Source organism: Streptosporangium sp. NBC_01755 (assembly GCF_035917995.1).
In the GTDB taxonomy this organism is placed as follows: domain Bacteria; phylum Actinomycetota; class Actinomycetes; order Streptosporangiales; family Streptosporangiaceae; genus Streptosporangium.
Genome location: NZ_CP109131.1, coordinates 7,513,820 through 7,534,729 on the forward strand (window position 1 = coordinate 7,513,820; position 20,910 = coordinate 7,534,729).

Sequence of the window (20,910 nt, forward strand, 5' to 3'; positions counted from 1 at the left end):
GATTCATGCTACGTCGAGAAGCTGTGGACCCTGATCAACTGGAACGACGTCATCGCCCGCTTCACCGCGGTCAAGGGTGCCTGATCTCGTGAGTGCGGCGCCCGCCGGCCGGCCTGGTGTGGCCAGGCCGGTGCGGCGGGTGCCGCACGTCATGAGATCAGGCTCGTCCGCGCGGACCAGGTGCGGCCGTTTCTTCCGGCCGTGGCCGACGTGGGTGGGCAAATGTTCACCCGGCGCCCCGCGAGGGAAGAGCTTGATCACCTACGCGGGGCCGTGCTGGCCGAGCATGACGCCGCCGGTGCGACCAGGGTCCGATGGTGCACTCCAGCCGTTCGCACCTGCTACCGAAAATGTGGACTGACCTGGCTTTTCGTCTGTGCGGTACCGGGATGGTGCGACAGCGCCCGACCCGTTAACGGTGAGTGAGGAGGGCGGCGTGATGGTCGGTGCCGACCGGGCCGTCGGGGTCGGCGTGCACGGTGGCGGCGCACAGCCGCGGCAGGTCGTGGATGAGCCGGTGCTCGGCCTCCACGGTCACGGCGTGCGCCTGGACCAGCGAAAGATCGTGACGCACCACGATCTCGACCTCGGCTCGCAGCATGTGACCGAGCCAGCGCAGCCGTACCGAACCGACGCGCTCGACCCCGGGCACCCCGGTGAGGATGCGCTCGGCCTGGGCGACCAGCTTGGGGTCGACCGCGTCCATGAGCCGGTGATAGATCTCGCGGGCGGCGTCGCGCAGGACGAACAGGATCGCGACAGTGATCAGCAGGCCGACGATCGGGTCGGCGACAGGGAAGCCGAGTGCGGCGCCACCGGCTCCGAGGAGCACGGCCAGTGAGGTGAAGCCGTCGGTGCGAGCGTGCAGGCCGTCGGCCACCAGCGCGGCCGAGCCGATCTCGCGTCCGACCTTGATCCGGTAGCGGGCGACCCATTCGTTGCCGAGGAAGCCGACCACGCCGGCGGCGGCCACCAGGCCGAGTGCCCGCATGTCCTCGGGGTTGATCAAGAGCTTGACGGCCTCGTAGCCGGCCAAGCCCGCGGAGGCGGCGATCAACAGCACGATGATGATGCCGGCCAGGTCCTCGGCTCTGCCGTAGCCGTAGGTGAAGCGGCGTGTGGCCGCCCGCCGCCCGAGCGAGAAGGCAATGGCCAGCGGGATGGCCGTCAACGCGTCGGCGAAGTTGTGCAGGGTGTCACCGAGCAGCGCGACCGAGCCGGACACGGCCACGATGGCCGCCTGGGCGATGGCGGTGACCACGAGCACGGCGAACGAGATGGCCAGCACCCGCATGCCGCGACTGCTGGATTCCAGCGCGGTGTCGGTCTTGTCCGCGCTGTCGTGACTGTGCGGGGTGACGGCGTGGCCGAGTTTCGCCGCCAGCCGCCTGAGCCCGCCGCCATGCCCGTGTCCATGCCCGTGTCCATGGCCGTGTTGAGGGGAATCCTGATGCGCCATTCGCGTGCCTCGCTTGCTTTTGGCCCGTTTGCGCGGATTATAGGTAGTCATGTATGCACGCGACAATGAATCAGGTGCAACCTCTGCGCAGGAACAACCGACAAGCGCGCAGGTGGAAGCTGCGGTGGAGGCTTTTCGCATGCTCAGCGACGCCACCCGGTTGCGGCTGATGTGGCTGCTGTCCACAGGCGAGTTCGACGTCGGATCGCTGGCCATGGCGATCGGCGTGGCCAGGCCCTCGGTCTCCCAGCACCTGGCCAAGCTACGGCTCTCCGGGCTGGTGCAGACCCGGCGAGATGGCCGCCGCATGCTGTACCGGGCCCGCGACGCGCACGTCCGAGCCCTGATCAACGAGGCTCTCTTCCATGCCGGTCATGAGATCTCCGGCATTCCCCGGCACGACTGACCCAGCGGGCGCGCCTACATCGTGTCTCGTGCTCACGCGCCAAGTGGACGGTGTCCAAGATGAGCTTGGACGGCAGCGTTTCGAGACCTGCTTTCCCGCTGAACTACAGAAACGGCCTTGGGGGCGGTGCCTGGACGGTGATCCAGCGCATGTCTTCGTAGCCGACGTCGTTGCGGACCTCGAAGCCCAGGATGTCGCGATAGAAGTCCAGAGCGGCTTCGGGGTCGGTGTGCGGGAGGAAGGCGTAGTGAATGGTGATGTTCATGTCCATCTCACTAAGCAGAGCTACCGGGTGCGGGCTTCTTGATTCCTGACCGGTCTGGTCACCTGCTTGGCCAGACATGGCGGGATTCCCGCCCCGGCTTGGGAGTGGTCGCGGCGGTAGACGCTCGGCGGCACACCGACCAGTTCGGTGAACCTCGTGCTGAACGTGCCCAGCGAGGAGGAGCCCACCGCGAAGCAAACCTCGGTGACGCTGAGGTCTCCGCGGCGCAGCAGTGTCATCGCCCGTTCGATCCGTCGGGTCATCAGATACGAGTACGGAGACTCACCGTAGACGCGGCGGAACTCTCGGCTCAGGTGCCCGACCGACATGTGCGCCCCACGGGCCAGTGCCTCGACGTTCAGTGGCTTGGCGTACTCACGATCGATTCGGTCGCGGACACGACGTATCACGGCAATGTCGCGCAAACGTTGCGCCTCCGCATGCTCAAGGCCCATACCCACCATCGTTCCACGTCGCACCTGCCGCGCGGGCGGACAGGTTCGTCGCCACCATGGGTCCGGGCTCACTCGGATCAGTGGCACGCGCCCGGCGATGACGACCAGCGCCCCCTCGGGCAGGCAGGGCAGGAAGACGCCTACCGCACCTACATGTACGACCCGCTGCACCGCCGGATCGACGCGCTCGGCCTGCCGCTGGTGGCCAACATGATCTCCCGGGGCCTCACCGACGACGAGGACCCCGAGATCGGCGCCAAGATCGCGCAGGTACACGCCAATCGGATCGCGAATCATCGTGCGGGCCTACCGGTCATGCCATGTCCCAGAGCAGGCGGTAATAGGCGATGCGCTCCGGGTCCGGGGCGATCCCGTACGCGTCGTACACGACGCCGTCGTACCCCGGGCCGTAGTTCCACTCGGTGCTCCACGCCGCGACCGCGAGGTCGGCCCACCGGATGGATTTTCGCTCTGCCGCCCATCCAGGTGACACAGGTGTCCCTGAGCCCGGCGCTGAACCTCGTGCAACTCCCGGCCACCTGCACCCACCGGCCCGCACCGGTCATATCGGGACGGGGAGAACAGCCTCGACCACGGTGCCGCCGTGCTCGCCGCCACGGACCGAGCAGGTGCCGCCCACCTCGGCGGCCCGTTCGCGCATCGTCGACAGGCCGGAGCCCGAGCCCCGAGCCGGCGCGCCGACGCCCACCCCATCGTCGGTGACCCGCACCCGCAGGTCGCCCGCCCGCTCCAGCGTCACGGTGATGACCTCCGCACCGGAATGACGCCGGGCATTGGTCAGCGCCTCCTGCACGATCCGGTACGCCGCGACCTCCACCACGGGTGGCAGCCCCTCCAGGCTCCCCCTGACGGTGACCGGCACCTCCACCGCCAGCAGCCGGATCGACCGTTCCAGCCCGATTCGGCGACGATCGGCACCAGGACGGCCAGCATCCGCCGCTTGTACGCCCGGGGGAAGCGCCGTGCCCCGGGCGGGCCGAGGAGCAGCGTCCCGGCGGGTTCTCCGTGCCACACCAGGGGGATCTTGCGAGGGTCGTCCCCGAGCTCGCCGACGACGTGGCTCTCCTCGGTCTGGACCGCCGCCCCGGTCACCGCCAGGCCGTCGGCCACCGCCCGCACCGCCGCCTCCAGCGCCTGGGCGGGACCGGTGTCGCCGACGCCGGGCGGCCGGGGGTTGATCGCGAGCTCGATGATCACGTGCGCGGCCAGCGCCGCGAGGCCGAGCGTGCCCAGGGATAGGGCCACGGCCCGCGCCGCGTCCACTCTCCGCCTCATGGATCCCCCAGGAGGGGATTCTGGGGCCTGTGCCGACCTGTCAGCAAACCCTGACGACCAGGTCAGGCCCCGAGTGGCGATCTTCGGCCGGCGGCGGTGACGAAACGCCTGGTAGAAGACCGATGAAGATCTTGTCTCTGTCGGGTGCCGCGGCCTTCGGGGGCTCGGTTGGGATTTGCCGGGGGGCGCCGGGGTCGAACCGGTAGGCGACGCCGGTGTGGGAGTACAGCGTGAGCCCTCGGGTTGCGGCGAAGCCCATGTAACCAATATAACTGGTTACATGGCATTGAGCTGGAAACTTGTCGTCGACAGCACGAACGCACCCGCACTCGCGGACTTCTGGGCCGCGGCGCTGGGCTACGAAGTGGAAGATCCCGGCGCGCTCATCGAGCGGCTGCTGGCCGCCGGCCACATCAACGAGGAAGTGATCGCCGAACACCACGGCCGCAAGATCTTCCGCGGCTACGCCGCTATCCGCCACCCCGAGGATCCGTTCGACGAGACCAGTGGCATCGGCCGCGGGCGGCGGCTGCTCTTCCAGGATGTCCCCGAGGGCAAGGCCGGCAAGAACCGCCTGCACATTGACGTCCACGGCGAGCCTGGTGGCCTCGATAAGCTGGTGGCACGGCTGGAGGACCTGGGCGCGACCCGCGTCCGCGAAGTGAACAAGGGGCCTGCCGGACACTGGTGGATCATGCGGGACCCGGAAGGCAACGAGTTCTGCGCCGCGTAGGACCTTTCCCGGCCCGGGGCTCCTATCTTGGACGTGGGAAGGCGAGCGGGTCCTGTGGGCGCATAATCATCCGCACCGGCACCGGCACCGGCGTGTGCGCGGGAACTCCGCCAAGGCACAGGCCGCGGCGGGTAGGAGTGATCTCCCGCGGGTCGTCAACAGCAGCCGGTGCTCGCTGCGGCGCTGACCGGCCGACCGGGGGCCTGCGTGTCCGGCCTGCAGGCACACGGGGCCGCAGGGTCCTGGACTGGGTGAACCCGGGTGTACTGGCGCGGCTGTCGGCGATTCCGCAGCGAAAAGGGCATCCGCTTCGGCGGACGCCCTCTCCCTCTCGCCGCGTGATCACCCAACCCGGTGAACGTATGTGGTCAAAGCTAGGAGCATCAGGCGCGACGAGCCGAACGCCCACGCCCTGACGCTCTCGTAGCAGTTGACGCTAGCCGGTTATATCAATGACTGTTAGTATGTTGATATGATTGAGGAGCGTGCCGATCACTGCGATCTGCTGTGTCTTGGCCTTCCCCTCGCCGAGAGCATCCGATCCTGTCTGCCCGACCTGGGGGTGGCCGGGCGTGCTGCCGCCACCGCGCGGGCGCTCGCGGATCCGACCAGGCTGCGGATCGCCGCCGCACTGACCGGCGGCGCCCGGTTGTGCGTGTGCGACCTGGCCTGGGTGACGGGGCTGGCGTAGAACCTGGTCTCTCACCATCTGCGCCTGCTGCGCGGCGCGGAGCTGGTCACCTCGCGCCGGGAGGGCCGCCTGGTGATGTACACGCTGACCGATCGGGGACGAACGCTGCTGTCGGTGGTGCTGCCCGCCACGACCACCGGACCGGGAGATCCGTCGCGAGAGGAGTCGATTCGATGAGTGACGCATGCTGCGGTGACGGCGCGAGCGGAAACTCCAGCGGCCCGGCGGACGCCGGACAGGACCGTGCGCAGGAGAAGCTCTGGCAGGTCCGTCACCTGCGACTCGCGGCCGCGGCGGCGTTGCTGCTGGGGGTGGGCTGGACGGCCGGCCGGTTCGGTGCCGGCACGGCCGCCATGGTGCTGGAGCTCGCCGCCGCCGCCGTCGGCGGGGCGACCTTCGTACCGGGAACCGTGCGCGCGCTGCGGCGCGGCAGGATCGGCGTGGGCACGCTGATGACGATCGCGCTGGGCGGTGCGATCGTCCTGGACGCCTACGGCGAGGCCGCCATGCTGGCGGTGCTGTTCTCGGTCTCCGAAGGGCTGGAGGACTACGCCGTCACCCGGACCCGGCGAGGCCTGCGCGCCCTGTTGGATCTGGTTCCCGAGCAGGTCGCGGTGCTGCGGGACGGCCGCGAGCAGACGGTCGCGCCCGAGGAGTTGCGGGTGGGCGAGGTGATGGTGCTCAAACCCGGGCAGCGGGCCGCCACCGACGGCGTGATCCGGGCCGGCCGTACCGCGCTGGACCTCTCAGCGATCACCGGTGAGTCCGTCCCGGTCGAGGCCGGGCCCGCGGATGTGGTGCACGCCGGCACGATCAACGGCGGCGGCGTGATCGAGGTCGAGGTCAGCGCGCGGGCGGCCGACAGTTCCTTGGCCCGCATCGTGCACATCGTCGAGGAGGCCCAGGAACGAAAAGGCACCTCACAAAGGCTGGCTGATCGCATCGCCCGGCCTTTGGTGCCCGCCATCATGATGCTGGCCGCCCTGGTCGGTGTCATCGGCGCCCTGCTGGGTGAGCCGCAGCTGTGGATCGAGCGCGCCTTGATCGTGCTGGTCGCCGCCTCCCCGTGCGCGCTGGCGATCTCGGTGCCGCTGACCGTGGTGGCCGCCGTCGGCGCCGCCGGCAAGTCCGGTGTGCTGATCAAGGGCGGTGCGGCGCTGGAACAGCTCGGCCGGATCCGCGCGGTGGCATTGGACAAGACCGGCACCCTGACCCGCAACGCCCCCGTCGTGGTGGAGACGGTGCCCGCCGGGGCGCGCTCGGCCGAGGAGATCCTGAAAATGGCCGCCGCGCTGGAGGCGCGCAGCGAGCACCCACTGGCCCGCGCCGTACTGGCCGCGTTCCCCGACGCCACACCCGCCGAGGATGTCACCGCGGTACCCGGCAACGGGCTGGAGGGCCGCATCGACGGGCGCGCCGTCCGGCTGGGCAGGCCCGGATTCATCGACGCCGGCCCGCTGGCATCCGAGGTCACCCGCATGCAGGAGGCGGGAGCCACCGTGGTTCTGGTCGAGCACGACGGCCGGCTGGTCGGGGCGTTGGCCGTCCGCGACGAGCTGCGGCCCGAGGCGGCGGCCACCGTCGCCGCCCTGCACCGGCTCGGCATCTCCACCACGATGCTCACCGGGGACAACACGGCCACCGCGACCGCTCTGGCCCGCCAGGCCGGGATCGACCAGGTGCACGCCGAACTGCGGCCCCAAGACAAGGCCTCCCTGATCACCGCGCTCGGCCAGACCCGGCCGGTGGCGATGGTGGGCGACGGCATCAACGACGCGCCCGCGCTGGCCACCGCCGACGTCGGCATCGCGATGGGCGCGATGGGCACCGATGTCGCCATCGAAACCGCCGATGTGGCGTTGATGGGCGAGGACCTGCGCCACCTGCCCCAGGCGCTGGGACACGCCCGGGCCGCCCGCACCATCATGCTGCAGAACATCGGGTTCTCCCTGGCCATCATCACCGTGCTCATCCCACTGGCCATCGCGGGCGTGCTGGGCCTTGCCACCGTGGTGTTCATCCACGAACTGGCCGAGGTGTTCGTGATCGCCAACGCCATCCGCGCGGCCAGAGGCGTCCCCGCACTCGCCCCGCTACCTGCACCGGAGACGAGCGCGCCCCCGGTGCAGGTGTCCCCTGCACGCCAGGACCGTCAGCCGGCCGATCCCGCCACCCCCGCTACCACGTCTGCCGCCACGGCTGCTCCTGCCGTTGCCGCGGTGGGGACGGATGCGTGCGGATGTGGGCCCAGCTGCGCCGACGGCTGCGGCACCACAACCCCGATTAGCATCACCATTCCGGGCAGGAAGAACCGCCGGTGAAACGCTCTTTCGCCAGGTACCCGTCCGCATGCGGGCCGCCCTCCACACCGGCGCCCCGAGCGCCTGCCGTCCGCACCCGCAGAGCCACCACCCGGAGATCACCATGTCCCGTCCCATGTCAGCGGCCGTTCGCGCCGCCTACCGCGATGAGATAAGCGCTGCCCGCACCGCCAGCGCCCCCGGGGCCCGCCGGCGGCATCTGGAGCGCGCCCACATCCTGTCTCAGCCCTGGCCCTGGCCGCACACCCGCAACCACCTGGCGATGTTCGTTCTTGCGGTGCGCCAGCGGGACCGCCGCGAGGTGCTGGGCCAGGTGGTGCGGATCATCGTGGCGGCTCCCGGCTCGGTGCTGGGCCGCTACCCCGAAGGCAACACCGGCCGCGCCGCCGCCAAGCTCACCCAGCCCATGCCCGTGCCGCCCGATCTGGCCGCCCTGCTGACCACCTGACCGCTGCGGAGCGTCCACCGGATAAACCGGACGATCACCTACCACCGCCGTAAGGGAGAGAAGAAGGGGTTCGGGCCGGGTGATTTCACCGCCTTGCTGACTGCGGCGCACCACCAGTTGGGCGGGCCGATCCTGGTCGTCTGGGACGGGCTGCCCGCGCACGTCTGTGCCGCGACGCGGGCGTTCATCGACGCTCACGCCGACTGGCTGCTGGTCTACCGGTTTCCCGCTTACGCGCCCGAACTCAATTCGGCCTGCGGCGTGGTCATCACCGACCCGCACGACAGCACTGGGTTGATGCTGCAGCTGGGCACGTAGGCCGCGTCCTTCAACAGCGCGATCTTCTCGACGGTGAGTGTGATGGATGTTGATATGTGTTCGGGTCGAATCCGCCCGACATCGCCGCACTCGGTGGACGCCGATCCGAACATCCCCAACCGGCTGTTAGCGTGATCGGGTGAGCGACGAGCGATGCGACCTTCTCTGCCTCGACCTTCCCCACGCCGAACAGGTCCGCGCCCGTCTGGCTGCCGCGCCGAACCTGGCCTCGGCGGCCGAGCGCGCCAAGGCCCTGGCCGATCCTTCCCGGCTGCGGGTGGCGCTGGCCATGGCCGCCGGTGGTGAGATGTGTGTCTGTGACCTGGCCTGGGTATGCGGCTTCGCCCAGAATCTGGCCTCCCACCACCTTCGCGTCCTGCGCAACGCCGATCTGGCCGTCTCCCGCCGCGATGGCAAGCTGGTGATGTACCACCTGACCGCGACCGGCCGCGCCCTGCTGACCGCCCTGATCGGCGCGGAAGATCTCACCGAGGCGATCTGAGCATTGGCACGGTCAGGTGGCGTTTGGACAGTCGGCCGCTCTCTTGGCCGGTCTGACGGGCCAAGACCCAGCCGGTCACACCGGTGGCGGTCTTGACCCGCACCCAGCCGTTGACGCTCGCGCAGGCGCCGGCGACCGGCGTCTCGCTCTCTCGTAGCGTGCCGACCGGGCCGAAGCTCTCGCCGGCATGGGAGCGGACGGTGAAAACATGCGATCAGGCTGGTAGCCGCAGGAGAGACGTTGACGATGGCCGCCCACAGCGCCGGATTCGCCGACGGGTCACATTTCACCCGGGTCTTCCGGCATAACTTCGGGACCGCGCCCTCCACGCTGGCCGCCGCCATCGACTGGCTGCCCTGAATCCACACGTTGAATCGACACGTTCGTACACCATCAGGGCGGTGACACACCATAGCCGGTAGTCGATCAATACGAAGATCTCCGGATGTGTACGGCACCGGACCGCGCCGACCTCGGCGGTCCATCACCTCGACGCTGCGCGCGTGCAGGCCGAGCGCGGACGGACGAGCTCCTCCCGAAGCGGTGATGGGGAGGGCGTGGGTTGAGCGTCGCCACCGAGCTTGACACCGCCGCGTTTCCTCTCGTGCCGCATTGGTGTCGATCGCGGCGCTGATGGTCGCGGCGGGGTCCTCGGGGTCACGGTGCTCGGGGATCACGGTGTTCGGGGATCACGGTGCTCGAAGGTAGGCAAGAGCGAAGGTGTTGTCGCCGGGGACTCCCGCGGCGGTGTGGCACCAGACGTGGATGGACAGCCGAGGCGGTGCGGAGTAGGAGTCGATGGTTCCGAGGTGGCAGTATCCGCTGTCCGGTCCGGTCGCGGTGACCTGCACGCTGTCGCCGGTCTTGCCCAGGGTGTTCCAGGTCAGCCGGTACTGGCCGATGCCGAGCCGGGTGAGCGCGGGCACCTCGTCGTTGCTGCTGAAGGAGCGGGCTGTGTCCACGGCCGGGGCGGCCGGACTACCGGTCACCGTGACGTACGCGGCCGGCGTGGCGGCATCCCGGTGCAGGCCCGCGCCGTCCACGTAGGACAGCAGCCAGGGCGAGTCCGCGGGCTGGGCGGGTGTCGCGCCGCCGATCGTGTAGCAGACCACAGTGATTTCCACGCGGTCGTCGCCGGGTGTGGCCCCCAGTGGGTTGCATCGTGTCGCGGCCCCGTCGCCGTACGGCGTCACCTGGACGTATCCGGTACCGGCGGTGAACGCCGCGCCCTCCAGGGTTACCCGGTAGCGTCCGATGCCTTCTCGTGTGACGCGGTTGACGCCGCCGCCGGAATTCACCGTGCCCGCGTTGTGAACCGGGTCCACCGTGGTGGTGCCTCCGGCGCCGTCGTCGTACCGGACCGTCGCGTAGGGGGAGGTGCCGGTGCCCGGCGCGGCGAAGAAGACGGTGAACCACCAGTCCACCGGCGCGCCGGCCTCGTTGAAACAGCGCACCCGGACCAGCTGGTCGGGGCCGTCGGGAGCGTACCCGGCGACGCCGCAGGTGCGGCCGCGGTATGCGGTCCGGTAGGGGGTCACGTGCGCGATCCCGGCCGCTGACGCCACCCCGGGCAGGCGTACCTCGTAGGTGCCGGTACCGGTGTGCACGACGGTGGCGCGCCGGTCGGCGGTGGCCGGGTCGAGCCGACCGGTGCTCCACTGCCAGGACGGGGTGAGCTGGGTCACCGCACCGATGGGCGCCTCGGCCGTGGTGGCCCGGTCCATGTACGCATAACCCCAGCGCGGTGCTGCTGCGGGCACCGGGCCGCTCGCCGCGACCAGGGCGTCGACCAGGCGCGCCCGGTAGCTGGTGATCTCTTCGGTGGTCATCTCGGGGACCTCGCCGGAGGCCGGGGCGCCGCCGCCCTCGCCGCTGCTGAAGTCGAGCTTGATGCGCGCCCAGTCGTCGGCGCCGACCAGACCGTGCTCGTCGTGGTCGAACTCCCGGGGGTAGTCGAAGCCCAGCGGGACCCTGCCCCGGTCGCCCGGCAGGAGCGCGGCCTGGTCACCCGGCTCGGGCGGGGTCTGGCATCGCCCATCGACACCGGCGTAGATCTTCCCGTACCGCCGGAGGTCGATCCCGGGCAAGGGCCGGGTCTCCAATGCGTCGTTGTGGGGCGGGGTGGGCCTCGGGTCGGTGCCCTCGACGCATTCCTGGAACGCGCCGTTGACGTCGACTTCGACTATGTGCCGGTCTTCTGGCGCGTCGGGGTCCCAGTCCAGGGGGGTGGAGCCGTCGCCCACTCGCAGGGTGCCGTGGTTGTCCCACCAGGCCGCCATGGCGTGACTGTTGGTGCCGATGCCCCGGCGTTCGTCGAGGCGGTCACGGACGAGCGGGGGCAGCGCGTTCTTGGAGTAGTCGAGCGTGCTGACCTGGTCGAGTGTCGACAGCAGGCGCCCGCTCATGTCAGTGGCGGGGCCGATCTCAGCCAGCCGCGCCTGCCACGCGCTGTAGTCGGGGATACCCACCATCTGGTAGGTGTGGTTCATGACCGACAGGTAGTTCGGCTTGTGGTTCACCACGTCGGTGCCGCCGTGCTCGAGGCCGAGCGCATGGCCGAGTTCGTGGACGAAGGTCCCGCTCTGTACCCGTACCGGAGCGTTCGGCATGGTGCCGAGGGTGACCGCGAAGTCTCTTCCGGCGCAGCACCAGCCGCTCTCGTTGGTGTTGTCGCTTCTGAAGCCCCACAGGTTGTAGCGGAACAGGCCGGAGCGGCCGGGGGTGAAGTTGGCGGCTCGGAAGGAGTCGAACGGCCGCGGTTGCCCGTCCCGTTCGAGGGCGAGTGGTCGCACGCGTTGTGCGCGGTTGACCGGGATCTCCCCGTCGACGTGGACGAGCAGCTGGATGCCCGGCTTGAGGTCCTGCCCGTACGGGCAGGTGGCCTCCGCCTGACGGGGCGCCTTGTCGAACATGGCGATCGCCTCGCCGATCGCGGCGGGGTCGGGCTTGTCGCTGATGCCGTTTTCCGTGTCCACGAGCCAGTCGAGCTCGACCGCGATGGTGTCGCGGCAGGGGTCGGCTCCGTGGTCCGGCAGCCAGGTGTCCTGGTCGATGCCCTTCAGTTCGACGCGGTCGGTCAGGCCGTCGCCGTCGCTGTCCAGGTCGAGCGTGCTGAAGATCTGACCACTGTTCTTGTAGAACCGGTGCAGCTCGTACACGCCGGGCGGTGTGACCTGGTCGACGAGAACGGCGTGCGTGTCGAGGTCTTCGATGCGCAGCTTCAGCAGGCTCCAGTTGTCGGCTTCGTGATTGTCGGCGTTGTTGACATGTTCAAAGGTGAAACCGGTGGCCAGCTCGGCGGCGGTGGCGCACACCGCCAGCCGGGTGTTCCAGGTGAACTCGGTGTTCGTCCGATCGCCGGTCCCGCCTCGCAGGAAGGGCCTGGGCGGGGCGTACGACGGGCGGTCGTCGAACAGCATCACCTGCCCACCCAGCCTGATGATCTGCGTCGAGTCGTCCCGGATCCCGTCCCGGCCGGTCGTGACGATGAACTTCAACCGGCAGATCTTCCGGTCCGGGTCGCCGACCGGCTCCTGCGGGTTTCCGACGTCGACGGGGATGGCCAGGATCTGGTTGGAGTTCTTGGAGAACACGTGGAGGTCCTCGCCCGGGGGAGCGGTCCGGTTGACGAGCACGGTATCGGTAGCCCGGTCCTTGATGGTCAGGGCCGCCAGACTCCAGTTGTCGGCTTCGAGGTCGGACGCGTAGGTGACATGCTCGATGGTGAAACCCTTGGCCAGATCGGCGGTGGTGGCGCACACCGCCAGATGCGCCATCCAGATGTGCTCGAAGTCCGCCAGGTCGCCGCCGCCCTGATGGTAGGGCCGGGCCGGTGCGGGCGGCGGGCCGCCCTGGAACAGGAGCACCTTCTCGCCCACCCGGAAGATCTCCATGGAGTCGTCCCGGATGCCGACGTCACCGGTCTTGAGGACGATCTCCAGTTGGCAGATCTCACCCGCCCAGGCCGGCGAGGCCGGAGTTCCCACGAGTACGCAGACCAGTGTCAGCAGCAGGGCGGTCAGGCCACGCCCGATGGAGAATCGCACGCCTCGACCGTAGGGAAACTCCGCTGGTGGGCCGAGACCGGCCGGGATATCCGTACAAGTCCGTACGCGGCGTGTAACCCTTTCCCCGCTCGTGCCGACATGCAGGTGTGCCCAAGGCCAACGATCCGCAGCCGCGACGGATCCGGACCCGTCGCGACTTCGCCCATGAGCTGACCCTGCTGCGAGAGCGTGCGGGCCTGACAGTCCGCCAGGTGGCGGCCGCGGTCGGCGTCCAGGGCGCGCACAGCACGATCGGCGACTGGTTCGCCGGGCGGGGACTCCCGTCCACCACCTCCCGCGAGCTGTTGATCCAGGTGCTTCGCGCGTGCGGCGAAGACGACCGGGCCCGGATCGACGACTGGCTGACCGGCTGGCGGCAGGCCCGGCACAGGCGCGGCTCGCGCCTTTCCGGGCCCGAGCCCTACCGTGGCCTGGCCCCCTTCCAGCCCGAGGACGCCGACTGGTTCTTCGGCCGATCCGACCTGACCGCGCGCCTGATCGCCCGGGTGACCGAACTGCGCGAGCGTGGCGGCGGCATCCAGGTCCTGGTCGGGCCCTCAGGATCCGGTAAATCCTCCCTGATCGGCGCGGGTCTGCTCGCCACCCTGGGCACGGGAACGATCCGAACCCCAGGGGTACGGCCCGCGGACGCACTCGCGGGCGTGGCGGGCCCGCTGATCGTGCTCGACCAGTTCGAGGAGTTGTTCACCTTGTGCCAGGAGGAAGGGGAGCGGCGCGCCTTCGTCACCGCCGTGCACGCCCTGGCGCGAGACAACATCGTCGTGCTCGGCCTGCGCTCCGACTTCTACACCCAGGCGCTGAGCCATCCCGAACTGGTAGCCGCCATCACCGAGGGTCAGCTCACGGTCGGCCCGATGGACGAGGCGGGCCTGCGGGCGGCCATCGCCGAACCGGCCCGCAAGGCCGGCCTCGATCTCGAAGCCGGATTGATCGACCTGATCCTGCGTGATCTCACCCCGGCCGCAGGCGCGCTGCCGCTGCTCTCGCACGCTCTGTACGCCACCTGGCGGCACGGTCATGGCCCCGCTCTGACCGTCGCCGACTACCACGCGGTCGGCGGCATCGGCGGCGCGATCGCGGTCAGCGCCGATACCGCCTACGCCGAGCTGACCCAACCGCAGCGCACGCCGGCCCGGCGGCTGCTGCTGCAGTTGGTGCACGTCGCCGAAGACACCGCTGACACCCGCCGCCGCGTGGCCAGGCAACATCTGCCCGCGGGTGCCGAGGACGTCCTGGGCCGCTTCATCGCCCAACGGCTCCTGACCGCCGACGACGGGACCGTCGAGATCAGCCACGAAGCTCTGCTCACCGCTTGGCCGCTGCTGCGGTCATGGCTCGCCGAGGACCGGGCCGGGCTCCTGGCCGGCCGCCGCCTGGCCGAGGACGCCGCCGCCTGGGATCACGAAGGGCGTGACCCCGCCTCGCTCTACCGGGGCACCCGTCTGGCCGCCGCCCAGGAGTGGAGCGCGACCACGGATCATCCGCCCGGCGCGCTCGCCACCGAGTTCCTCGACGCCTCCACTGCTCTGGAGCACCGGCAGGCGGCGGCCGCCCGCGCCGGCGCGCGCCGGCTAAGGCGGTTGGTGGCCGGCCTGGTCGTGCTGCTCGTACTGGCCTGCCTCAGCGGAATCGCCGCACTCGACGCTGCCGCGACCGCACGCGAGCAGCGGGACATCGCCCTTTCCCGCCAGGTCGCTCAGCAGGCGTCCGCCGTCCGTGCCGCCGACCCGGCGCTGGCCGCCCGGCTCGCCCAGGCCGCCTACGCGCTCGCGCCCACCATGGAGGCGCGCGGCGGGCTGCTCAGCGCCTTCGGCGTGCCGTTCAACATCCGGGTGAGCGGTCACACGGACTACGTGCACGATGTCGAGTACGCTCCCGGCGGCCGGATCCTGGCCAGCGCGAGCAAGGACCGGACTGTGCGGCTGTGGGACATGGCCACCCCGCACCGGCCGCGCCCGCTTGCCGTACTGGCCGGACACACCGGCGAGGTCACCGCGCTCGCCTTCACCCCCGACGGGCGGCGGCTGGCCGGCGCCGGCGACGACGGGACCATCCGCCTGTGGGACGTGGCCACCGCCCGGCCCCTGACGACACTGCCCGGCCGCGGTGGCGCGGTCCGAGGCCTGGCCTTCACCCCGGACGGGCGGCTCCTAGCCAGCGGGAACGCCGAGGGCACGATCTTCTTGCGGGACGTGGCCACCGGCCGGCCGCTGGCCACGCTTCACGGGCACCAGAGCGCGGTGCGGCGACTGGCCGTGCACGGCCAGATCCTGGCCAGCGCCGGGCACGACGGTACGGCGCGGCTGTGGGACCTGACCCGCTTCCGCCTCCTCTCGACGCTGACCGGCCACACCGGCAGGGTCCTGTCGGTGGCCTTCAGCCCGGACGGGCAGCACCTGGTGACCGCGGGCGAGGACAGCACGCCGCGGTTGTGGGACCTCGCCGATCCTCGCCGCCCACGGCTCCAGGCCAGATTGTCCGGCCACCGGTGGGTGGTGAACGGAGCCGTCTTCGCTCCAGATGGGCGCACCGTCGCCACCGCGGGCGATGACAACACCGCTCGCGTGTGGGACGCCTTCGACGGCCGGCAACTGCAGGTGCTCAGCCCCCGGCCGGGGGCGCCGATCGACACCGGGGCGATGTCCGATGTGGCCTTCAGCCCGGACGGACGGACCCTCGCGACCAGCTCCTACGACCACCTGCTTCGTCTGTGGGACTTTCCTGGCGTCGCCCTGATGGGTGGTGCGCGTACGCGGCCGATCTGGGGCACGCCCGACGGCCGCACGGTGGTGACCGGCAACGGCGATCGAGCGCTGCGGTGGGACGTCGGCGACCCTCACCGCCCGGTGAGTCGGGTGCTCACCGCCACCGAGGGGCTGGTCAAACTATCAGCCGACGGCTCGCTCATGGTCACCGCAGGGCCTGGCGGAGGCATCCGCCTGTGGAGCCTCATCGGAGCCGCCCCCAGGCTCCTGGCGACCATGAACGGAGCGGCGACACCCCCGGACAGCGCGGAGTTCAGCGCCGACCGGCGGGTGCTCGCCGTCACCGCCACCCGCGACTACGTGATCCGGATCTGGGATATCAGCGATCCCGCCCATCCGCGTGAGACGAAGCCGCTCGCCGGCCACACCGGCTTTGTCAACGCCATCGCCTTCGCCCCGTCCCAGCGCCTGCTCGCCTCCTTCGGCTACGACCGGACCGCCCGGCTGTGGGATCTCACCGATCCCAGCCGCCCTGCCTCGGTAGCGGTGCTGCGCGGCCACGGCAACGCCGTGTACAACGGCGCGTTCAGCCCTGACGCGACAACCCTGGCCACCGCCGGCCAGGACACCACCGTCCGGCTGTGGGATGTCACCCATCCCCGCCGTCCCACCTCCCTGGCGGTCCTGGACGGCCACGGCAATTACGTTGACTCGCTCGCCTTCAGCGGCGACGGCCGCCTGCTCGCGACCGGTGGTGGCGAGCCCATCGTTCACCTCTGGGATGTCGCCGATCCCCGCGCTCCCACCCGCTGGGCGATCCTGACCGGCGGTGACGGCCCCGTGGTCGGCCTGATGTTCGCGGGCCGCCTGCTGGTCAGCGGCGGCGCCGACCGCCCGGCCCGCCTGTGGAGCACTGATCCGACCCTCGTCGACACGGCCGTCTGTGCCAGGGCGTACCCAGACCTCACCAACAAGCAGTGGGCGAGCTACTTCCCCGGTGTTGATCATCAAACGCAGTGCCACTAGAAGATCACTAATCGAGCACTTCCCCAGTGGGGAGATCGCCTTCAACGGCTACAGCAAGTTCGCCATCTGGGCGCAGAAGCATGCCGAGATCGCCGAAACCATCCGCGGCGTCACCAAGTTCCCCGGCCTCGACGACCCCCCGGGACGCCGAACGCTGGCACCCCAAGCTGAAGCCGGTCCGGGAAATCCTGTGCACCTCAATCGGCCAGGCGGTGGCCGGCGGCAGCGCGTGCTGCGCAGCCCAGGACTCCCCAGCCGGGCCTGGATTGCCGAACAGGTCCCGGATCGCGGTCACCGTCGCCGACAACGGGTTCCCCGCCGACACAGCGCCCAGTCGGCCAGTGCCCGGCCGGCTCCACCTCCAGCCCGAGCGTCCTCAGCACGGTCGTCTCGGCACGGCAGGGTTTGGACGCAGACCGCCCGCCACGTCAGGGGGCGCCGTTGGTTTCAGGAGGTGAGGATGCCGATGCCGTCCCCGAGCAGCTTCAGGCCGAGGACGAAGAACAGGGCGGCCAGCACGGCGACGTTGTGCTGTGCCGCCCAATCCTTCCAGCCGCCGAGCACGGTCTTGGCCCGATCTCCCATGAACAGGAACACTCCGAGCGGTGCCAGGAGCCCGAGCGAGCCGATGATCACGAAGACTGCCAGGGATGCGATCTGTTGTCCGGCGGGAAGCCCGGACGAGCTGATCGAGGCGGCGGCGGCAAGGGTCAGCGGGGCGTTCTTGAGGTTGGCCGCAGACAGGACCAGCCCGAGCCCGAAGACTTTGATCGGGGTGAAGCGATCGATCGCGGCCATCCACTTCGGCAGCTCGGCCTGCGTGGCGCCTTTGGGACGGTGCCGCCACTGCCGGGCGCCGAACAGGACGAGCAGGACGCCCAGGACGATCTTGAGCCCTCCCACCCAGGTGGCCGGCTGATGGTGGGTGGAGGAGCCCCCGGCTCCGCCGATCGCCAGCATGATGCCGCCCAAGGCCGACAGCCCTGCCACCCAGCCGAGGGCGAACAGCAGCCCGTTGAGACGTCCTTGCGGCGTGGCCAGGACAAGGATGATCGCGATGATGGGAAGGGGGCTGACCGCGACGCCGGCCGCCAGGCCGAGTACGTCCCCGAGAGCTTGACCCATGGTGGCCTCCGTGTGCCAATCAGGGATGATCTGGCCGACAGGGCGCCGGGACCTGACCCGCCGACCTACCAAGCGCGCGCCGCGGTTGACCAGGGCATCCTTGGAGCCCTTCCTGTCAACCTTCTCATCAGGCGCATCTCGCCCTGGCGATGCCGCGCCGTCGGCTCACCCCGTGAGCCGACGGCCGCGACGGTGATGTGCTCCCCTGCTGTTCCCCGTTCCCTACTTGCCCCGGCATCGTCGCGGTGGTGGGCCGGGTCAAGCACTTCGTCGGCGCTGCGGGAGGCCGACAAGCAGAAGCGAGATGGCAGGGCCCGGATACCGCGGTATCCGGGCCCTGCCGCGTCACCGGCGCGGCGCCTGCCACCGGGTGTCGAGCCGGCCGTGCCGCATTCGGCCTACCAAGCGGACGCGCAGCGTCTCCGGCGTGTTGTCGCCCGCGTCCCTGCTGATCGCCAGCGTGCTGTGCCGCACCGACAGCTCGTTGGCGTCCACCACCATGCCCGGCGCGAGGACCAACTCCACGTTGCCGCCGCTCACCCGCAGCTCGATAACGAGCTCGGGCGCGCTGCGCACCGCGCTGGTCAGGTCCAGCAGCACGTCGCACCACGCGGTGCGCAGCGCCAGCCGGTACGGCAGCGTCCACCGGCCGTCACGGCGCACCGAGCCGTGCCGCTCCTTGATGGTGAGCAGTTCGGCGGCCGACTCGGCCGGCGTCCCAGCGAACGGCAGCGTGAGTGCGCCGTCGCTGCCTGGAACCGCCATCAGATCGGTGACGAGCGGGGTCAGCGCGTCGATGGTGCGGGCGACCAGCGCCGCGTCCAGCCGCTCGTCGAACTCGACCGGGTCGAGCCGGCCGTCGGCGACGGCGGCGCGCAGCAGTTCGATGACCCTGTCGCGGTCCGCGTCGGACGCGCGCAGCGCGGGTGAGCTGGGCGGATCTGCCGGCATCCGGCCTCCTCGGCGGCGAGGTGGTGGCACCGCGCCACCGAAATTGCTGACTGATCGGTCTAAGGAGACAACCTAGGCGATTTTGCGGCGGTAAGTGGCCATGGCGAAGGCGTACGCGACGATGAGGAGGCCGACGCACCAGGCCAGGGCGATCCAGATGTCGGTGCCGACCGGCTGCTGGGTGAACAGGTCGCGGATGGCGTTGACGATGGAGGTCACCGGCTGGTGCTCGGCGAAGGCGCGCACCGGGCCGGGCATGGTGGCGGTGGGCACGAACGCCGAGCTGACGAACGGCAGGAAGATGAGCGGGAAGGAGAAGCCGCTCGCGCCGTCCGCGGACTTCGCGGTCAGACCGGGGATGACGGCCAGCCACGTCAACGCCAGCGTGAACAGGGTCAGGATGCCGACGACCGCGAGCCACGCCGACACTTCCGCCGCCGAGCGGAAGCCCATGAGCAGGGCGACGAGCACGACGACCACGAGCGAGATCAGATTGGCGACCAGCGAGGTCAGCACGTGTGCCCACAGCACGGACGAGCGTGCGATCGGCATGGACTGGAATCGCTCGAAGATGCCGCTCTTCAAATCCATGAAGAGCCGGAATGCGGTGTAGGCGACGCCCGAGGCAACCGTGATGAGCAGAATGCCGGGCAGCAGGTAGTTCACATACGACTCCGACCCTGTGTTGATCGCGCCGCCGAACACGTAGACGAACATCAGCAGCATGGCGATCGGCATGATCGTGGTCGTGACGACGGTGTCCACGCTGCGCGTGATGTGGCGCAGGGATCGTTCCAGCAGGACGGCGGTGTCGCCGAAGAAATGCTTGGTCATCGTTGTTCCTTACTCGTCCGTGCAGATGTTGCGGTCATGGCCGGCGTCGCGTCCTTGCCGCCGGCGCCGACGATGGCGAGGAAGACGTCCTCGAGGGTCGGCTGCTTCTCGACGTATTCGACCTTGGCGGGCGGGAGCAGCCGCTTGAGCTCGGCCAGGGTGCCGTTCACGATGATCCGGCCCTCGTGCAGGATCGCGATCCGGTCGGCGAGTTGTTCGGCCTCGTCCAGATACTGCGTGGTGAGCAGCACCGTCGTACCCCGGCCGGCGAGTTCCTTGACGGCCTGCCACACCTCGATGCGCGCCTGGGGGTCGAGCCCGGTCGTCGGCTCGTCGAGGAAGACGACCGGCGGATCGCCGATGAGGCTCATCGCGATGTCGAGGCGGCGGCGCATGCCCCCCGAATACGTCGACACCTTCCGCGCGGCCGCGTCGGTGAGCGAGAAACGCTTCAACAGGTCATCGGCGATCGTGCCCGGGTTCTTGAGGTGCCGCAACCGGGCGACCAGCACGAGGTTCTCCCGCCCGCTGAGGATCTCGTCGACGGCGGCGAACTGTCCGGTGAGGCTGATGGACTCCCGCACGTCGGCAGCCTGCGTGGCGACGTCCAAGCCGTTGACGCCGGCCGTCCCGGCGTCGGCCTTGAGCAGCGTGGACAGGATTTTCACGACCGTGGTCTTGCCCGCCCCGTTGGAGCCGAGCAGCGCGAAGATGCTGCCCCGCGCCACGTCGAAGTCCACGCCGCGCAGCACCCGCAGCGTCTTGTACGACTTCTCAAGGCCCTGCACGTGGATCGCAGGCCCCTGAATCTGATTGGCTGTCATCCGGATGTCCCTTCTCTCTTTGGTCACGGTTCGTCGCCCGTGACGCGCTCGATGCTGTTGGTCGGCCGTTCCCGCTCACGGTTGATCCACTGACCCTCCGGTAGGTCCGAAGGAACGCCTCGGCGAACTGAACAGGGTCTTCGCCGACGACTTCGCGGATCGGGGTTGCGTTCGCCGCGCTCTGCTCGAAGAGATCGGCGAGATCGGCCAGCATCAGCAGGCTGTCCGCCTTCCCCGGCCTGAAGGACTCCGTGTACCGCTGCAGCGCATCGATCGCCGTGTGATGGTTCGCGGGAAGCTGCTGCGTGCGCGCCTTGTACTGCCGGTAGCGCCTCTTGTCCTCGACCGGCCGCAGTCGCCCTTGCGGCCGCGGTCGTGGTCGCCGGTGCTCCCGCCGCGTCCGCGACGGCGAAGCCGGCAATCGAAATCTTCGGCGGGTTCACGCAGCCACTCGTCCGAGTGGCCCTCCGCCGCTACGCGCCGA

20 protein-coding genes and 2 pseudogenes are annotated in these 20,910 nt (G+C 69.9%); 9 read left to right on the plus strand and 13 right to left on the minus strand.

Going from position 1 to position 20,910, the window contains the following annotated elements:
* Positions 1-412 precede the first annotated feature (412 nt).
* Positions 413-1,459, minus strand: coding sequence for a cation diffusion facilitator family transporter (locus OG884_RS34520; protein WP_326639886.1), 1,047 nt, complete (start codon positions 1,457-1,459; stop codon positions 413-415).
* 49 nt (positions 1,460-1,508) lie between these two features.
* Here OG884_RS34520 and OG884_RS34525 point away from each other — a divergent pair, with 49 nt between their 5' ends.
* Positions 1,509-1,865, plus strand: coding sequence for an ArsR/SmtB family transcription factor (locus OG884_RS34525; protein ID WP_442811590.1), 357 nt, complete (start codon positions 1,509-1,511; stop codon positions 1,863-1,865).
* Positions 1,866-1,968: 103 nt separating this feature from the next.
* Here OG884_RS34525 and OG884_RS34530 read toward each other — a convergent pair whose 3' ends face one another.
* From OG884_RS34530 to OG884_RS34550, 5 genes are all read right to left on the minus strand, one after another.
* Complete coding sequence (locus OG884_RS34530; protein WP_442811591.1) at positions 1,969-2,130, minus strand: VOC family protein; 162 nt, start codon at positions 2,128-2,130, stop codon at positions 1,969-1,971.
* Positions 2,131-2,150: 20 nt separating this feature from the next.
* Positions 2,151-2,585 carry a helix-turn-helix transcriptional regulator gene (locus OG884_RS34535; protein ID WP_326647089.1) on the minus strand — a complete coding sequence of 145 codons (435 nt, stop codon included), beginning with the start codon at positions 2,583-2,585 and terminating at the stop codon, positions 2,151-2,153.
* A 313-nt stretch (positions 2,586-2,898) separates the two neighbouring features.
* A complete protein-coding gene (locus tag OG884_RS34540) occupies positions 2,899-3,078 on the minus strand; it encodes a hypothetical protein (protein ID WP_326639888.1) in 180 nt (59 codons plus the stop codon).
* Positions 3,079-3,147: 69 nt separating this feature from the next.
* Positions 3,148-3,426 (minus strand): sensor histidine kinase, encoded by a 279-nt coding sequence (locus OG884_RS34545; protein ID WP_326639891.1) that lies wholly within the window; start codon positions 3,424-3,426, stop codon positions 3,148-3,150.
* Positions 3,384-3,881: a hypothetical protein gene (locus OG884_RS34550; RefSeq protein WP_326639893.1), complete on the minus strand. Its 498-nt coding sequence runs from the start codon at positions 3,879-3,881 to the stop codon at positions 3,384-3,386. Before OG884_RS34550 ends, OG884_RS34545 begins: the two co-directional genes overlap by 43 nt.
* A gap of 280 nt (positions 3,882-4,161) precedes the next feature.
* Here OG884_RS34550 and OG884_RS34555 point away from each other — a divergent pair, with 280 nt between their 5' ends.
* From OG884_RS34555 to OG884_RS34575, 5 genes and pseudogenes are all read left to right on the plus strand, one after another.
* Entirely contained in the window at positions 4,162-4,614 is a 453-nt protein-coding gene (locus OG884_RS34555) for a VOC family protein (RefSeq protein WP_326639895.1), read from the plus strand.
* 472 nt (positions 4,615-5,086) lie between these two features.
* Complete coding sequence (locus tag OG884_RS34560; RefSeq protein ID WP_326639896.1) at positions 5,087-5,305, plus strand: hypothetical protein; 219 nt, start codon at positions 5,087-5,089, stop codon at positions 5,303-5,305.
* Positions 5,306-5,478: 173 nt separating this feature from the next.
* Entirely contained in the window at positions 5,479-7,626 is a 2,148-nt protein-coding gene (locus tag OG884_RS34565; RefSeq protein WP_326639898.1) for a heavy metal translocating P-type ATPase, read from the plus strand.
* A gap of 28 nt (positions 7,627-7,654) precedes the next feature.
* Positions 7,655-8,074, plus strand: coding sequence for a DUF3703 domain-containing protein (locus OG884_RS34570; RefSeq protein ID WP_326639899.1), 420 nt, complete (start codon positions 7,655-7,657; stop codon positions 8,072-8,074).
* A gap of 117 nt (positions 8,075-8,191) precedes the next feature.
* A pseudogene (locus OG884_RS34575) lies at positions 8,192-8,266 on the plus strand (hypothetical protein); the annotation flags it as partial.
* A 56-nt stretch (positions 8,267-8,322) separates the two neighbouring features.
* Here the strand turns inward: OG884_RS34575 and OG884_RS34580 are convergent.
* Positions 8,323-8,430 (minus strand): annotated as a pseudogene (locus OG884_RS34580) (vitamin K epoxide reductase family protein); the annotation flags it as partial.
* 101 nt (positions 8,431-8,531) lie between these two features.
* Here OG884_RS34580 and OG884_RS34585 point away from each other — a divergent pair.
* Together OG884_RS34585 and OG884_RS34590 are read left to right on the plus strand one after the other, a co-directional pair.
* The gene (locus OG884_RS34585) at positions 8,532-8,894 is read left to right on the plus strand and encodes an ArsR/SmtB family transcription factor (protein ID WP_326639900.1); all 363 of its coding nucleotides are present in this window, start codon (positions 8,532-8,534) and stop codon (positions 8,892-8,894) included.
* A gap of 219 nt (positions 8,895-9,113) precedes the next feature.
* Positions 9,114-9,254, plus strand: coding sequence for an AraC family transcriptional regulator (locus OG884_RS34590; protein WP_326647090.1), 141 nt, complete (start codon positions 9,114-9,116; stop codon positions 9,252-9,254).
* Positions 9,255-9,583: 329 nt separating this feature from the next.
* Here OG884_RS34590 and OG884_RS34595 read toward each other — a convergent pair whose 3' ends face one another.
* Entirely contained in the window at positions 9,584-12,940 is a 3,357-nt protein-coding gene (locus tag OG884_RS34595; protein ID WP_326639901.1) for a hypothetical protein, read from the minus strand.
* A gap of 107 nt (positions 12,941-13,047) precedes the next feature.
* On the opposite strand from OG884_RS34595, the gene OG884_RS34600 reads away from it, so the two are divergent.
* Positions 13,048-16,692: an nSTAND1 domain-containing NTPase gene (locus OG884_RS34600; protein WP_326639902.1), complete on the plus strand. Its 3,645-nt coding sequence runs from the start codon at positions 13,048-13,050 to the stop codon at positions 16,690-16,692.
* 447 nt (positions 16,693-17,139) lie between these two features.
* On the opposite strand, the gene OG884_RS34605 is transcribed toward OG884_RS34600, so the two are convergent.
* The 5 genes from OG884_RS34605 to OG884_RS34625 form a co-directional block, all read right to left on the minus strand.
* The gene (locus tag OG884_RS34605) at positions 17,140-17,817 is read right to left on the minus strand and encodes a GAP family protein (RefSeq protein WP_326639903.1); all 678 of its coding nucleotides are present in this window, start codon (positions 17,815-17,817) and stop codon (positions 17,140-17,142) included.
* Positions 17,818-18,162: 345 nt separating this feature from the next.
* Positions 18,163-18,768 carry a DUF1707 SHOCT-like domain-containing protein gene (locus OG884_RS34610; protein WP_326639905.1) on the minus strand — a complete coding sequence of 202 codons (606 nt, stop codon included), beginning with the start codon at positions 18,766-18,768 and terminating at the stop codon, positions 18,163-18,165.
* Between the two features lie 72 nt (positions 18,769-18,840).
* On the minus strand, positions 18,841-19,602 hold the full coding sequence (locus tag OG884_RS34615) for an ABC transporter permease (RefSeq protein WP_326639906.1): 762 nt from the start codon (positions 19,600-19,602) through the stop codon (positions 18,841-18,843).
* Complete coding sequence (locus tag OG884_RS34620) at positions 19,599-20,426, minus strand: ABC transporter ATP-binding protein (RefSeq protein WP_326639908.1); 828 nt, start codon at positions 20,424-20,426, stop codon at positions 19,599-19,601. Before OG884_RS34620 ends, OG884_RS34615 begins: the two co-directional genes overlap by 4 nt.
* Complete coding sequence (locus OG884_RS34625; protein ID WP_326639909.1) at positions 20,377-20,847, minus strand: DUF1048 domain-containing protein; 471 nt, start codon at positions 20,845-20,847, stop codon at positions 20,377-20,379. The genes OG884_RS34620 and OG884_RS34625 overlap by 50 nt, the downstream gene beginning before the upstream one ends.
* Positions 20,848-20,910 lie beyond the last annotated feature (63 nt).

Excerpts from the sequence above, each read along its gene's own strand:
- OG884_RS34565 (WP_326639898.1), top strand. The coding sequence starts at position 5,479 with ATGAGTGACGCATGCTGCGGTGACGGCGCGAGCGGAAACTCCAGCGGC.
- OG884_RS34550 (WP_326639893.1), bottom strand. The coding sequence starts at position 3,881 with ATGAGGCGGAGAGTGGACGCGGCGCGGGCCGTGGCCCTATCCCTGGGC.
- OG884_RS34570 (WP_326639899.1), top strand. The coding sequence starts at position 7,655 with ATGCGGGCCGCCCTCCACACCGGCGCCCCGAGCGCCTGCCGTCCGCAC.
- OG884_RS34520 (WP_326639886.1), bottom strand. The coding sequence starts at position 1,459 with ATGGCGCATCAGGATTCCCCTCAACACGGCCATGGACACGGGCATGGA.
- OG884_RS34615 (WP_326639906.1), bottom strand. The coding sequence starts at position 19,602 with ATGACCAAGCATTTCTTCGGCGACACCGCCGTCCTGCTGGAACGATCC.
- OG884_RS34605 (WP_326639903.1), bottom strand. The coding sequence starts at position 17,817 with ATGGGTCAAGCTCTCGGGGACGTACTCGGCCTGGCGGCCGGCGTCGCG.
- OG884_RS34610 (WP_326639905.1), bottom strand. The coding sequence starts at position 18,768 with ATGCCGGCAGATCCGCCCAGCTCACCCGCGCTGCGCGCGTCCGACGCG.
- OG884_RS34560 (WP_326639896.1), top strand. The coding sequence starts at position 5,087 with ATGATTGAGGAGCGTGCCGATCACTGCGATCTGCTGTGTCTTGGCCTT.
- OG884_RS34620 (WP_326639908.1), bottom strand. The coding sequence starts at position 20,426 with ATGACAGCCAATCAGATTCAGGGGCCTGCGATCCACGTGCAGGGCCTT.
- OG884_RS34525 (WP_442811590.1), top strand. The coding sequence starts at position 1,509 with ATGTATGCACGCGACAATGAATCAGGTGCAACCTCTGCGCAGGAACAA.
- OG884_RS34555 (WP_326639895.1), top strand. The coding sequence starts at position 4,162 with ATGGCATTGAGCTGGAAACTTGTCGTCGACAGCACGAACGCACCCGCA.
- OG884_RS34530 (WP_442811591.1), bottom strand. The coding sequence starts at position 2,130 with ATGAACATCACCATTCACTACGCCTTCCTCCCGCACACCGACCCCGAA.
- OG884_RS34535 (WP_326647089.1), bottom strand. The coding sequence starts at position 2,585 with ATGGGCCTTGAGCATGCGGAGGCGCAACGTTTGCGCGACATTGCCGTG.